The sequence below is a fragment of the Vibrio sp. 1CM7H genome (genome assembly GCF_023161645.1).
Classification (GTDB): Bacteria; Pseudomonadota; Gammaproteobacteria; order Enterobacterales; family Vibrionaceae; genus Vibrio; species Vibrio diabolicus.
The window spans coordinates 556,602-570,470 of record NZ_JALNTV010000001.1; the positions used below are offsets into that span (position 1 = coordinate 556,602).

Here is a 13,869-nt window from a genome sequence, read left to right on the forward strand (position 1 = left end):
TTTTAGCAACGGCTGCTGTACCGATTACATTTACAACTCTTTTGTATTTTTGGTATGAATAAGTGCTCTCGTGTTAATTTTTATGTAAATACATTAATTCACAATCAAGACAATTATTTGTCTCATTGATGAGATTTTGCTTCTTGGGGTATGAAAAACACTCTTATTGATTATATTGTGACCGAAAACCATTTCGACATCTAAAGATGGTGATTTATTATTCAGCGCAAAATACATGGGAATATGAGGCTGGCTGAATAACCTTCAGCTACCTTAATAATAAAATAACCAGAATTCTCTATTACACTGAAGTAACTACCCATTAGGGAAGAGCAATAATGTCACTATTTCATTCGCTTAGGACGATGCCACTACTATTGGGGTGTCTGTGTCTTTCTATTCAGGCATCCGCAGAAAAGGTTGAACAAGAAGGTAAGTTTTTACAGTCGCTAGAAGGCATTGAAAATCAAATTTACGCATTACCTCAGAGCTCTTTGGCTTTGATTGAGGCGTTAGAAGAAGACTCTCTACTACAAAATCAACCAACAGAGCTACTGGTACGTTATTGGCTTGCAAAGTCCACGGTTCTAGAGCTACTTGGGCGCGCGGAAGAGAGCCAAAACGTCGCACAAAAAGGGTTGGAACTTGTGCGTCCACAAAGCCATGAGTATCTCTTATTTAAGTTGATTCAGATGCGAACTATGGTCGGAAAGAGCGATATCGATACCGCGCTTTCTTCGTTGGATAGTTTGTTGGAAACATCGCGTGAAAATGGCGATAAGCAGCTCGAGTCGGAGATCCTGTTGCTAAAAGGACGTTACTACGATGAGCAGGGCGAGTTTAAAAAATCCTATGCCGCAATTATGTCGTCAATGGATGCGGCTGAGTCCTCTGGCGTTCAAGGATTGGTCGAACGGGCGGCGCTAGAGCTTGGTGACGTACTGGTCAAAATTCAGGGCTATGACCGTTCAGAAGCATTGTTGGAACAAGCGTACCGTTATTTTAGGGATAGACGCATGTCGTTCAATGAGCTGCTGAGCGTCTTAACGATAGCAAAGCTTCATAAGGCACAATTCCAATACGAAGAGGCGATTGTATCGTATCAGAGAGCGCTAAAGCTCGCGCAAATCATTGGTGACGGGCGCTTTAGGTTTCGAGTTAACCTCGAGCTTGCTGCGTTATACCGTGAGACGAACCAAGAAAATAAGATGGTTCGCCACTTAAAGTTGGCGGAGAACTTACAGTATAGAGAAACCTCTAGCGCCTACTTAGCTACATTTAAGCTGTTGCAAGCCGAATATATGCTAGAACAGAAGCAGTTTGAGACACTTCTAGCGATGATCGCGCCTATGTTGCCGGAAATTATCGAGAGCCGATATGTTAAGCAACAGCAAATGGAACTACTAAAAGTGGCTGCCATGGCCTACGCGGGAAGCAATGACTTTGAATTAGCGTATAAAACTTACGGCAACTATCACGATAAATTCATCCAATTTAGCAACCAAAGAGAAGTTGAAAATCTTGAGCGTCAGCAGACGCTGTTTGAGCTAGAAAGACTTGAATATGAGAACGAAGATCTCAACTGGAACAACGTGTTGCAGCGTATGGAACTGGAAAATAACCGTCGTACCTTTTATCTATTGGGTGAAGCGCTACTAGCACTCATTGGTGTTCTCTTTTTGATGGCAGTGGTATTCCTTGTTGTGAATCGATCACGTTTAAGAATGCGCCGCCTAGCAAAGACAGATACGTTGACAGGGTTATTCAATCGCCGTTTTTTAGAAGATTGGTTTACTAAACCCGTAGAGACGAAACGTGAACGCAAAGAAAAGCCGACGCCTCAATCTAAGCAAGAAAAGGTGCAGCATTTTGTGTCTGAGCAAGTCGAGCAAGTTAAGTACGGCTACCTAGCTTTAAACAAATGGGTGGATAGCAAGCTCGATAAACAGAAAATGGTGCCAAAGAAGCCGCAGTCGGGGCCGGTAAGTTTAGCGCTAATCGATGTAGATTATTTTAAACAGGTAAATGATACCTATGGACATGTGTTCGGTGATGCCGTACTAACAGGTGTTGCCAAAGTGCTAGAAGAGACGGTGCGTGAAAATGACATTGTTGCACGCTTTGGTGGTGAGGAGTTTGTTGTTGTGATGCCCAATACCGATCATGAAGACTCTCTCATTACCGCTGAACGATTACGTAGCGCTTTATCCTTACATGGGTTCGTCACGGAACAGAATGAAGAAGTGAGAGTGACCTGTAGTTTTGGTGTTGTTACGACAGAAGATAGCGAGATGAATTTTAAATCACTCTGTGATCAGGCAGATAAATTACTTTATCAAGCTAAATCGGATGGACGTAACTGCGTGAAAGGGCGCAAGCTGACCTAATAAAATCAAGAATGCAGGCTCATCAAACGGTGAGCCTGAACTCATCCTTCCTACTGATTACTTCAAAATCGCTTAAGAGTATCGAATTACATACTCATAGCGTTCAGTATTTTCTACTCGTTTTATCTCCCCCATTTTCAAAGTACTAATGTCACTTGTGTATACGAAGCTATAACACACGAGTATGTCTGTTTTTTATACAAACAAAGCCGATACAGGTAAAATGATTAGTGGTCGATGTAAAATTTTTCTGGTGTGGATTTTTGTGGCACGAAAAACAATTCTCTGAAAGGTGTGTTAAAAAATGATTATTCAATAAGTTGTTGGTTTATTTGTGTTTTTATTTGGGTTTTTAAACGCATCTTTGACTTTTACGACAAGTTATCGCATAGAAATTTTGCGTACACCATCAACTTTCCTTCCTTTGTTAATAACCTTTTTCTTAAAAAATGATTTGAGTTCGAACTAATTTTCAGGCATTTTATATTTAACTAACCGTTCAATTAAAAATAACAAGGACGCAAAATGCCAAAGGTGGGGATGCCTGAAATCAGAAAACCACAGCTGGTGAAAGCGACAATGTCAGTGATTGATAGAGTCGGTTTACACGCTGCGAGTATTTCGTTAATCAGCAAAGAAGCCGGAGTATCAACGGGGATTATCAACCACTATTTCGGTGGTAAGCACGGATTGCTGGAGGAAACGATGCGCGAAATCTTGCGTCAGCTTTCGTCTACTATCACACAGAAGTTACGTGAGCTGCCAAGTGATGCTCATCACCAAAGAATTAATGCCATCATTGACGGTAACTTTGTCGGCTATCAGGCAGAAAACCAAGTTGCTAAGACTTGGCTGGCGTTTTGGTCGTACTCAATGCATGACGAGCAGCTTAAGCGTTTGCAGCGTGTCAATGAACGACGTTTATTGTCCCACCTAAGAAAAGAACTCAAAGCATTATTAAATGCAGAGCAGGCCGAACTGGTTGCTCATGGTATTGCGTCACTTATCGATGGTATTTGGCTGCGCGGAACGCTCAACCCGCAAGGTATTGATGCCGAAAGAGCGAGAATCATCATCAACGACTATCTCGACAAACAACTTACGTTTTATTCTGAAAAAATATAAAAGTCACAGGTCTTTAAAATGGAAATGAAAGCACACTATATCAATGGTGCGATGTACAACGGGTGTTCAGATGAGCACTTCACCACTTACAATCCGGCGAATGGTGAGCCATTGGCCAACATTAAACAAGCGAACCAAGACGATCTCGAAGCGGCGATTGAGTCGGCAAAGAAAGGTTTTGCTGCATGGTCAGCAATGACTGCGATCGAGCGCAGCCGTATTTTACACAAAGCCGTTGCCATTTTACGTGAGCGTAATGACGAGCTTGCTTCATTAGAAGTTGCAGATACTGGTAAGCCAATTCAAGAAGCTATCGCGGTTGATATAACAACAGGTGCCGATGTTCTTGAGTACTATGCGGGTCTTGCTCCAAGCTTGCAAGGTGAGCAGCAGCCACTCAGCGAAGACCAGTTTTTCTACACACGTCGCGAGCCATTGGGCATTTGCGCAGGTATTGGCGCTTGGAATTATCCAATCCAAATTGCGATGTGGAAATCGGCGCCAGCACTGGCTGCGGGCAACGCTATGATCTTCAAACCATCAGAAGAAACACCATTAACAGCGCTTAAGCTAGCAGAAATTTATTCAGAAGCGGGCATGCCAGATGGCGTATTTAATGTCGTACAAGGGGATTACCGAGTAGGGCAGATGCTAACGGCGCATCCTGACATCGCAAAAGTATCGTTCACGGGCGAATCAGGCACCGGTAAAGTCGTCATGAGTGACAGCGCTAAGACACTAAAACAAGTAACGATGGAGCTGGGTGGTAAGTCTCCACTGATTATTTTTGATGATGCAAAGTTAAACGATGCCGTTTCTGCGGCCATGGTGGCGAACTTCTATACGCAAGGTGAAGTTTGTACGCACGGTACACGCGTGTTTGTTCATGAAGGTATTTATGATGACTTTATTGCACAACTTAAAGCTCGCACTGAGTTGTTAGTTGTCGGCGATCCGCTTGATGAGAACACGCAAATTGGCGCGCTGATCTCTAAAGATCATGAATCGAAAGTACTAGGAGCGATTGAAGCCGTGAAAGCGAGTGGCGCGACGTTACTGACTGGTGGCTACAAAGTAACAGAGAATGGCTTAGCCAATGGTAACTTTGTTGCTCCAACCGTATTTGTCGATTGCGATGATGACATGAGCCACGTTCAGCAAGAAATCTTTGGTCCGGTAATGTCAGTGCTGAAATTCCGCGATGAGTCGGAAGTGATTGCGCGTGCAAATGACACCGATTATGGCTTGGCTGCAGGCGTATTTACTCAAAACCTATCTCGTGCTCACCGCGTGATTCATCAAATTCAAGCTGGTATTTGTTGGGTGAACACATGGGGTGACTCACCTGCGGAAATGCCAGTTGGTGGCTACAAACAATCAGGTGTTGGCCGTGAAAACGGTGTCGAAACCCTTAAACATTACACGCAAACGAAGAGTGTTCTGGTTCAGCTAAGCGACTTCGAAAGCCCTTACAAATGATACCAATCGTAGTAGATAACTGACCACTTTAGCTTGTTAAAATGCTCGATAACTGCGTTGTCAATTTTGATTGTAGGCTAACTACTTATCGAAAATTTCCGCCTTGTTCTCAAGCATTTTTCCTACGCTAATTTCGTTCACTTATCTACTGTGATTGGTATTAACTCCTAGGAGAATCAAATGCAACAACACTACGATTATATCATCGTCGGTGCGGGTTCGGCCGGCTGTGTGTTAGCGGATCGCTTAAGTGAAAGTGGTCAATATTCGGTCCTATTACTCGAAGCGGGTGGGTCGGATAAAAGTATTTTTATCCAAATGCCGACGGCGCTTTCTTACCCGATGAACACTGAAAAATACGCGTGGCAGTTTGAGACGGTTGAAGAGCAAGGGTTGGATGGTCGCCAACTTCATTGTCCTCGCGGGAAAGTTCTTGGCGGTAGTTCGTCTATCAACGGCATGGTTTACGTTCGTGGACACGCTTGTGACTTTGACCAGTGGGAAGAGGAAGGCGCGAAAGGCTGGAATTATCAATCGTGTTTGCCTTATTTCCGTAAGGCAGAGTCTTGGATTGGTGGTGCTGATGAATACCGAGGCGATAACGGTCCAGTCGGCACATGTAATGGCAACGATATGAAGCTCAATCCGCTGTATCAAGCTTTTATTGATGCAGGCAAAGAAGCGGGCTACCCAGAAACAAAAGATTACAACGGTTATCAGCAAGAAGGCTTTGGCCCAATGCATATGACCGTTGACAAAGGCGTACGCGCTTCAACCTCTAACGCATACTTAAGCCGTGCCAAAAAACGCAAAAACTTCACCCTAATGAAGAGGGTGACGGTTCATCGAGTTTTATTAGAAGAAACTGATGCAGAAGGCAAGAAAGCGGTTGGTGTTGAATTTGAAAAGTCAGGTTCAGTTCAGCAATGTTTTGCGAATCATGAAGTGATTTCGAGTGCTGGCTCGGTAGGTTCTGTGCAGCTACTACAACTTTCAGGCATTGGCCCTAAAGCAGTATTAGAAAAAGCTGGTATTGAGGTGAAACATCCGTTGGAAGGGGTAGGTAAAAACCTGCAAGATCACTTAGAAGTGTACTTCCAATATCACTGTAAACAACCTATCACGCTCAACAGCAAGTTAGGTTTGGTGAGCAAGGGCTTGATTGGTACCGAATGGATATTAACTCGCAAAGGCCTTGGGGCTACTAACCACTTTGAATCATGTGCGTTTATCCGTTCTCGTGAGGGACTAAAGTGGCCAAATATTCAATATCACTTTTTGCCAGCGGCAATGCGTTATGACGGACAAGCTGCTTTTGACGGTCATGGTTTCCAAGTGCATGTTGGACCTAACAAGCCCGAAAGTCGCGGCTCGGTCGAAGTTGTATCTGCGAATCCGAATGATAAGCCGAAGATTGAGTTTAACTACATTTCCACTGAACAAGATAAGCAGGATTGGCGTGATTGTATTCGCCTTACTCGCGAGATCCTCAATCAGCCAGCCATGGATGAGTTTCGTGGCGATGAGATCCAGCCGGGTCTGAATATCACAACGGATGAACAAATTGATGAATGGGTGAAGCAGAATGTCGAGAGTGCTTACCATCCATCTTGTACCTGCAAAATGGGCGCAGACAATGACCCACTAGCGGTTTTGAATGAGCGATGCCAAGTACGCGGTATTCAAGGCTTGCGTGTGGTGGACTCTTCTATTTTCCCAACCATTCCGAACGGTAATTTAAATGCGCCAACTATTATGGTGGCAGAACGTGCCGCGGACATGATTTTGGATAACGTCCTGGAAACGTCGAACAACGCACCAGTTTGGATTGCACCGAACTGGCAAGAGATGCAACGAATGTATCCGCCAAAAAGAGATCTCGATTCGATCTCATAAAAACGAAAAAAGTCAGTAATCATTACAAGGAATTCAATATGTCTAAGATGACAAAAATCTTCTCAACAATCGCACTAAGTACTTTAGCAACAGGCGCTTATGCCAACCAATGTGAAACGGTACGTTTTGCAGATGTAGGTTGGACCGACATTACGGCGACCACCGCCGTGACATCTGAGCTGCTAAAAGGGTTGGGGTACAAAACGAAGACCGATCTACTATCGGTACCTGTTACTTACTCTTCTATGGCCAATGGCGATATCGACATTTTCCTAGGTAACTGGATGCCAACGATGGAAGGTGACATCGCGAAATACCGTGATGCAGGTACCGTTGAAACCGTACGAGCGAACCTCGTCGGCGCAAAATACACACTCGCGGTTCCAAAATACGTTTATGACGCAGGCGTGACCAACTTCGCTGATCTAGTAAAACATGCCGACAAATTTAAAGACCGCATTTACGGCATTGAACCAGGTAACGATGGTAACCGCTTAATTCAGTCAATGATTGATAGCAACGCATTCGGCCTAAAAGACTTCAGCCTAGTCGAATCCAGTGAAGCTGGCATGGTGTCTCAAGTATCACGTGCTGCGCGCCGCAACCAATGGATTGTGTACCTAGGTTGGGCCCCGCACCCAATGAACAGCAACGTTGAAATGGAATACCTAGCGGGTGGTGACGACTTCTTCGGCCCTAACTACGGCGGCGCGAATGTCTACACAAACGTACGTAAAAACTACCTTGCTGAGTGTCCAAATGTAGGTCAGCTAGTGAAAAACCTAGAATTCAACCTAGAAATGGAAAACGAATTGATGGAAGCGATTCTCAACCAGAAGCAGAAACCGTCGAAAGCAGCGCAAGCATGGTTGAACGCAAACCAAGAACAAATTGAAGCGTGGCTAGAAGGCGTTAAGACGGTGGATGGTCAAGACGCAGTAACAGCAATTACAAACTATTTAAAAACTAACGCTTAATTAAGCAGTTTTTAAGCGCGTTTTTTTGAAAAAGAAAGTGGGCAGTCATGCCCGCTTCATTAACACAAAGGTTTTATTTTGAATTTTATTACGGACAACAAACTACCGTTGGGCCAATGGATGGAAACTGGCGTCGATTGGTTAACCATCAATGCATCGGGTTTCTTCGATGCAATCTCTATTACACTTGAAACGATCATTCTTTTCGTGGTGGACATTTTTAAATGGATGCCACCTGCAGCGCCAATCATTATGACGGCGGCAATTGCTTGGTTCTTACACCGCAGCATTCCGCTTGTTGTATTCATCGTGTTGGCCTTGCTCGCAATTCTCAACCTTGGTTACTGGCAAGAAATGCTGGAAACCTTTGTCCTTGTGTTTGCAGCGACAACGATTTCCGTATTAATTGGCGTGCCGTTGGGCATTATGGCGGCACACCGTCCTTGGTTATACACCTTGTTGCGACCAATCCTCGATTTGATGCAGACCGTACCGACATTCGTTTACCTAATTCCAACCTTGGTTCTGTTTGGCTTAGGTATTGTCCCTGGCCTAATCTCGACCATCATTTTCGCTATCGCTGCGCCAATTCGATTGACGTACCTCGGTATTATTAAAGTGCCGGAGGAGTTACTTGAAGCGGGCAAAGCATTTGGTGCAAGCCGCATGAAGTTATTGTTTAAGGTGGAATTACCTGCGGCATTACCAAGTATTATGGCCGGTGTTACGCAATGTATTATGTTGTCTCTCTCTATGGTGGTCATTGCGGCACTTGTTGGTGCTGATGGACTTGGTAAGCCAGTCGTACGTGCACTGAATACCGTAAACATCTCGCAAGGTTTTGAAGCGGGTTTAGCGATTGTACTCGTCGCCATCATTCTTGACCGCTTGTGTAAAGCACCAAACCAGAAGGAGGCTTAATCATGGACGCTATTACTATTCAAAATCTTGATGTGGTTTTTGGTCAGCAGCAGTCACAAGCGTTAGCACTACTAGACCAAGGCAAGTCTCGACAAGAAATCATCGACGAAACTGGCCAAGTGGTTGGGGTTGATAATGTTTCGCTGAACGTGAAACAGGGTGAGATCTGTGTTTTGATGGGGCTTTCAGGCTCGGGTAAATCAAGTTTGCTGCGAACAGTTAACGGGTTGAACGAAATTTCTCGAGGCTCTCTGAAAATTAAAGACGGCGACGACATGGTTGAGCTCTCTAACTGTGACGAACAGAAGTTGCGCCACCTTCGTACTCACCGCGTATCCATGGTGTTTCAGAAGTTTGCATTGATGCCATGGTTAACGGTATTAGATAACGTTGCGTTTGGTCTAGAAATGCAAGGCATTGGCAAAGCAGAGCGCCGTAAAAAAGCGCGTGAACAGCTCGAAATGGTCGGTTTGTCTGAGTGGGAAACGAAATTCCCGCACGAGCTCTCTGGTGGTATGCAGCAGCGTGTTGGCCTAGCGCGAGCGTTCGCGATGGACACAGATATCTTGTTAATGGATGAGCCGTTTTCAGCGCTTGACCCATTGATTCGTGCTCAGCTTCAAGATGAATTGATTCTGCTTCAAGAAAAGCTAAACAAAACCATTCTTTTTGTGAGCCACGACTTGGATGAAGCGCTTAAAATCGGTAACAACATCGCCATTATGGAATCAGGAAAGTTGATTCAACACGGCAAGCCAGAACAGATCATTCTTGCTCCAGAAAACGATTATGTGGCTGACTTTGTTGCCCACACTAATCCATTGAACGTACTTAAGGGACGCTCTTTGATGCGTGACGACTTAGTTCGTGAAGATGAGCGTGTTCTGATTTGCCCTGACAAAGATATTTGGGTGACCCAAGAGAGCAAAGGCTTAAGCTTAGCGGATACAGATAAGTCGTTGGTTCAATGGAAGAGCGATTCTTCGAACCTTGATGAGGTAAACGAAAATTCTCTGGTTCAGGTTAGCCCGGAAATCAGTATGCGAGAAGCGATTGAGCTTAAGCAGCGCAGCAATCAGCCTCTGCTTATGGTGGAGGACAACCAGTTAGTTGGTGTGTTAAGCGACAACGAGCTTTACGATGCATTGCTTGGTAACTTTAAGTCTGAGCAAGTGGCATAAAGTTAGAGTAGAGTTGAAGCCAAGCTAAAAAAGAGCCGCATATTAGTGCGGCTCTTTTTGTTTTAAACAATGATATAAATAGTTAAGCTAAGGAAACGGTCGATTATAGCGTAGTAATTACATCATCCATCGCAAGGCGAGCTTTTGGTAGACCATGATTATAATCTTCCCCGTCTTTGTGGTAGCCAATCGCCAGTGCAACTTCACAGACATGGCCTTCTAATTCTTCTTTGAATACTTCTCCAATCAGTGTTGGATCTACGCCTTCCATCGGCGTTGAGTCAATACCCAGACGAGCCAAGGTGTGTAGTAGATTGCCTAGCGCTAAATAGACTTGTGCTTTTGTCCAGTTCCCGTTAAAGCCATTTTCATCCGTATTTGCATCGGCAAAAGCGTAGGCGCCCATAAAGTTGTTGTACATTTCCGCCGGTAGGTGGCCAGACGTTACTTCGGCATCCACACGTTTCGCGAACTTCTCTTTGGTGAAGTTTGGATCGTACGCAAAAAGAATCGTATGTGACGCGGCTTTAGCGTGTGGCTGGTTAAACTGGTGCATATTTGCAAATGTATCGTGGAAGCGTTGCTTGGCCTCATCACTTTCAATCACGATGAATTTCCACGGTTGCGAGTTAATCGAAGACGCTGAAAGACGGAGTGCTTCTTTGATGATTGCCATATCTTCTTGAGAAACGCGTTTAGTTTCGTCGTATTTTTTAGCAGTGTAGCGGCTGTTTAGATCAGTAATGATTTGATGAGACACGTTTGTATCCTTTTTATTTTTGTGACAAATGAGGATGCGCTTAGCATCGACAACCATGCGTACCTCGAATATGGATTCATAATACGGGATATTTTTTCATTGATAAGAGGGTGTTTATTTGAATCACTTTTTACTTTTTATTGAAAATTGGCGTGCTTCATAGGGTTGGGCATCATCATTTAGATGCTTTTGATGATTATTAAATTACACTCATATTAAGAGAGTGATGGAGAGCAACATGAACGTGATTCAAGTTTTCAACGATAGTTATGAACGTTGTATCGCGAACCAAGGCTTTTTCGACTTGTTTTACAAGAATTTATGGTCAAAAAGTACAAGCTTCAGACAAAAGTTTGATGGTGTCGACATGCACCAACAGGTGCGAATGCTTAGAGGATCTATCGTGTTTTTTATGATGGCCGATACCTCTAACGAGGCGCACAAGATGGTGGAGAAATATGGTAAGAAGCATGCGAGTTCTGATATTGGCATTGAACCACAGGATATTGATGTTTGGTTTGAAAGCCTTATCGAAACGGTTCAAGAGTGTGATTTTGAATACGACGATGATGTCGAAACAGCATGGAGAGCTTGTTTTAACACAGGTTTGTCGGTAATGAAGCGGGAGTGCTCCAAACACTAAAAGAGAAACTAAATGCTCTTCGAAAACAAGCAAGTTAAAGCAAGGAAGTAACGTGTAAACAGCTTACTTCCTTGAGTATGGCTTTTATTTGTCTTGTGTCTCTTTATTCTTTTTTACCGCTTCGGCGATATCACTGACGGCTTCGACAAGGTTGATCGGCATAGGGAAGATAATAGTCGATGTTTTGTCTGTCGTGATTTCCGTGAGTGTCTGCATGTAACGCAATTGCAGCGCATTCGGCGCTTCGTTGAGCATTTGAGCTGCCTCTTTTAATTTATTAGAAGCTTCTAACTCACCGGTAGCGTGAATGATTTTCGCACGACGGTTACGTTCTGCCTCAGCCTGACGCGCTAGCGCTCTGACCATGCTGTCATTTAAATCAACATGTTTGACTTCAACCGTGGCAATCTTGATGCCCCAGTCATCAGTCTGTTGATCGAGGATGGATTGTAAATCCTTATTGAGACGCTCGCGCTCTGATAGTAATTCATCCAGTTCATGTTGACCTAATACTGATCGCAGCGTGGTTTGCGCTAACTGGCTGGTGGCATCGCTGTAACTTTCGATGTTGTTAATTGCCATTTGAGGATCGACTACGCGAAAATAAACAACCGCATTGACGCGCACAGACACGTTATCTTTGGTTATCAAGTCTTGTGTCGGAACATCCAAAACGACAGTACGTAAATCCACCCGTACCATTTGTTGGATAAATGGGATAAGAATGATTAAGCCAGGGCCTTTTACTTCTTGAAAGCGACCAAGAAAGAATACAACCCCACGTTCATACTCTCTCAAAACCTTAAACATTTGGGTCGCAAGTGCGAACAACAGCACCACGATCACCGCAACAGTATAGAGCATCATAAAGCGCCTCCTATTTATTTTGGCGGTCATCAGGCATCACGGTTAAGGTCAGCCCTTTCACATTCACAATGGTGACATGATCACCTTGTTTGAGTTGTTGATGGTCTTTGGTTTTGGCTCGCCATAGCGCACCGTCAAGTTGAACGCGCCCTTCGCCATCGATAAAGTCATCGCTCACGACAGCGATTTTCCCAGGGTAAGTTTCTAAGCCTGTTGTCACACGTCGTCGGCGTATTTTGAGCAGCAGGCCGACCGTCAACACGATCAGCGCGACAGAAAAGATAGAAATACCGAAAATTAAAGGAAGGGCGATCTGAAACCCTGGCAACTCACTGTCCATGAGGAAGATGGAACCGAGCACAAAGGCGACAACGCCACCTAAGCCCAAAATGCCAAAGCTCGGACTGAATGCTTCTGCGATCATCAGTGCAATTCCGAGTAACAGCAGACCAAGCCCAGCGTAGTTCACAGGCATCATTTGTAATGCATACATGGCGAGGAGCAAACAAATACCACCCAACACGCCGGGTAAGCCAATGCCTGGGTTGTAAAACTCAAGAAGCAAACCGTAGATACCAATGAGCATCAGGATGTAGGCGACGTTTGGGTTTGTGATAACGGCTAGCATTTCTGCTCGCCAATCGGGTGTTCTTTCAATCCATACGGGATTTTCCAGTGACAATGTCACATCGCGATTATTAACTTTAACAGTTTGTCCATCAATGGCTTTGACTAAATCCTCTGGTGAGTTGGCTATATAATCAATAACGTTTAACTCCAATGCCTCTGTGGCGTCCAAACTCGCTGCTTCGCTCACTGCTTTCTCTGCCCACTCTGCATTTCGGCCATGAAGCTTTGCTAAGCCTTTAATATAGGCTCTAGCATCATTAATCACCTTTTTCTCCATCGCGGTTTTCGCAGGAACTTTCTCTGAACTTTCGTTGGTTCCTTCTGACGTTTCTTCCGCGTTTTGATCTTTGCCATCATCCGATGAAGGGGGCTGAGGGGCACCACCCAACGCGACGGGTGTTGCCGCGCCAAGGTTAGTGGCTTCAGCCATGGCGGCAACGTGGCTGGCGAGTAAAATGTATGTCCCTGCGCTAGCCGCTCTAGATCCTGACGGGCCAACCCAAGTCGCAATTGGAGTGGAGGAGGTGGTAATCGCGTGAATAATATCTCTCATTGCGCTGTCTAAGCCGCCAGGAGTGTCCATCTCTAAGATCACTAAACTGACACCGTTGAGTTGTGCTTCTTCTATCTCACGAGACAAATAGTCGCTGGTAGCAGGACCTATAGCGCCTTTGACGGGAACAATCCAGACAGTACTGGCCAGTGCTTGACTAGCAAACAAAAGTAAAGGTAAGACCCATATCCATAGTCGTTTCATGCAGTCCTCCTTGTGCGGTCACAGGGACTTTTTGAAAACCTAATTCAAGTATATACGCAGTAATACTAGTGCAAATAAGTAATTGATCACTCGAATTAGTCATATCAGCATTTATCATGGCACATCTGAGGCTACGGGGCTTAATATGAATATCGGTAGTCACGAATCGTGGGGCGTCTGGTGTGAAGAGGTTCAACAAAAAGGCAAAGTGACGGTAATCACTTTGCCTTCCTAATGTGTTTTAGA

11 protein-coding genes are annotated in these 13,869 nt (G+C 44.6%); 8 read left to right on the plus strand and 3 right to left on the minus strand.

Features of this window, described 5'->3' with window-relative positions; translation table 11 throughout:
* The first annotated feature begins 338 nt into the window (after window positions 1-338).
* The 7 genes from MSG33_RS02420 to choV all read left to right on the plus strand — a co-directional run bounded on the left by MSG33_RS02420 (window position 339) and on the right by choV (window position 9,966).
* A complete protein-coding gene (locus MSG33_RS02420; RefSeq protein ID WP_248379721.1) occupies window positions 339-2,387 on the plus strand; it encodes a tetratricopeptide repeat-containing diguanylate cyclase in 2,049 nt (682 codons plus the stop codon).
* 525 nt (window positions 2,388-2,912) lie between these two features.
* Window positions 2,913-3,512, plus strand: a complete 600-nt coding sequence (gene betI, locus MSG33_RS02425; RefSeq protein ID WP_005392557.1) for a transcriptional regulator BetI — start codon at window positions 2,913-2,915, stop codon at window positions 3,510-3,512.
* Window positions 3,513-3,530: 18 nt separating this feature from the next.
* Window positions 3,531-4,991: a betaine-aldehyde dehydrogenase gene (betB, locus tag MSG33_RS02430; RefSeq protein WP_248379723.1), complete on the plus strand. Its 1,461-nt coding sequence runs from the start codon at window positions 3,531-3,533 to the stop codon at window positions 4,989-4,991.
* A 180-nt stretch (window positions 4,992-5,171) separates the two neighbouring features.
* Window positions 5,172-6,887: a choline dehydrogenase gene (gene betA / locus MSG33_RS02435; protein ID WP_248379725.1), complete on the plus strand. Its 1,716-nt coding sequence runs from the start codon at window positions 5,172-5,174 to the stop codon at window positions 6,885-6,887.
* 38 nt (window positions 6,888-6,925) lie between these two features.
* Window positions 6,926-7,864: a choline ABC transporter substrate-binding protein gene (locus MSG33_RS02440; RefSeq protein ID WP_005392553.1), complete on the plus strand. Its 939-nt coding sequence runs from the start codon at window positions 6,926-6,928 to the stop codon at window positions 7,862-7,864.
* Window positions 7,865-7,942: 78 nt separating this feature from the next.
* Entirely contained in the window at window positions 7,943-8,785 is an 843-nt protein-coding gene (gene choW, locus MSG33_RS02445) for a choline ABC transporter permease subunit (RefSeq protein WP_005392552.1), read from the plus strand.
* Window positions 8,786-8,787: 2 nt separating this feature from the next.
* Window positions 8,788-9,966, plus strand: a complete 1,179-nt coding sequence (choV, locus tag MSG33_RS02450; RefSeq protein ID WP_006741028.1) for a choline ABC transporter ATP-binding protein — start codon at window positions 8,788-8,790, stop codon at window positions 9,964-9,966.
* Window positions 9,967-10,069: 103 nt separating this feature from the next.
* On the opposite strand, the gene MSG33_RS02455 is transcribed toward choV, so the two are convergent.
* A complete protein-coding gene (locus tag MSG33_RS02455; RefSeq protein ID WP_031780265.1) occupies window positions 10,070-10,726 on the minus strand; it encodes an NAD(P)H-dependent oxidoreductase in 657 nt (218 codons plus the stop codon).
* A gap of 238 nt (window positions 10,727-10,964) precedes the next feature.
* Between MSG33_RS02455 and MSG33_RS02460 the strand changes: the two genes are divergently transcribed.
* The gene (locus MSG33_RS02460) at window positions 10,965-11,369 is read left to right on the plus strand and encodes a globin (RefSeq protein ID WP_005392547.1); all 405 of its coding nucleotides are present in this window, start codon (window positions 10,965-10,967) and stop codon (window positions 11,367-11,369) included.
* An 84-nt stretch (window positions 11,370-11,453) separates the two neighbouring features.
* On the opposite strand, the gene MSG33_RS02465 is transcribed toward MSG33_RS02460, so the two are convergent.
* Window positions 11,454-12,236: a slipin family protein gene (locus MSG33_RS02465; protein WP_005373196.1), complete on the minus strand. Its 783-nt coding sequence runs from the start codon at window positions 12,234-12,236 to the stop codon at window positions 11,454-11,456.
* A 10-nt stretch (window positions 12,237-12,246) separates the two neighbouring features.
* On the minus strand, window positions 12,247-13,623 hold the full coding sequence (locus tag MSG33_RS02470) for a nodulation protein NfeD (RefSeq protein WP_248379726.1): 1,377 nt from the start codon (window positions 13,621-13,623) through the stop codon (window positions 12,247-12,249).
* Window positions 13,624-13,869: the final 246 nt, after the last annotated feature.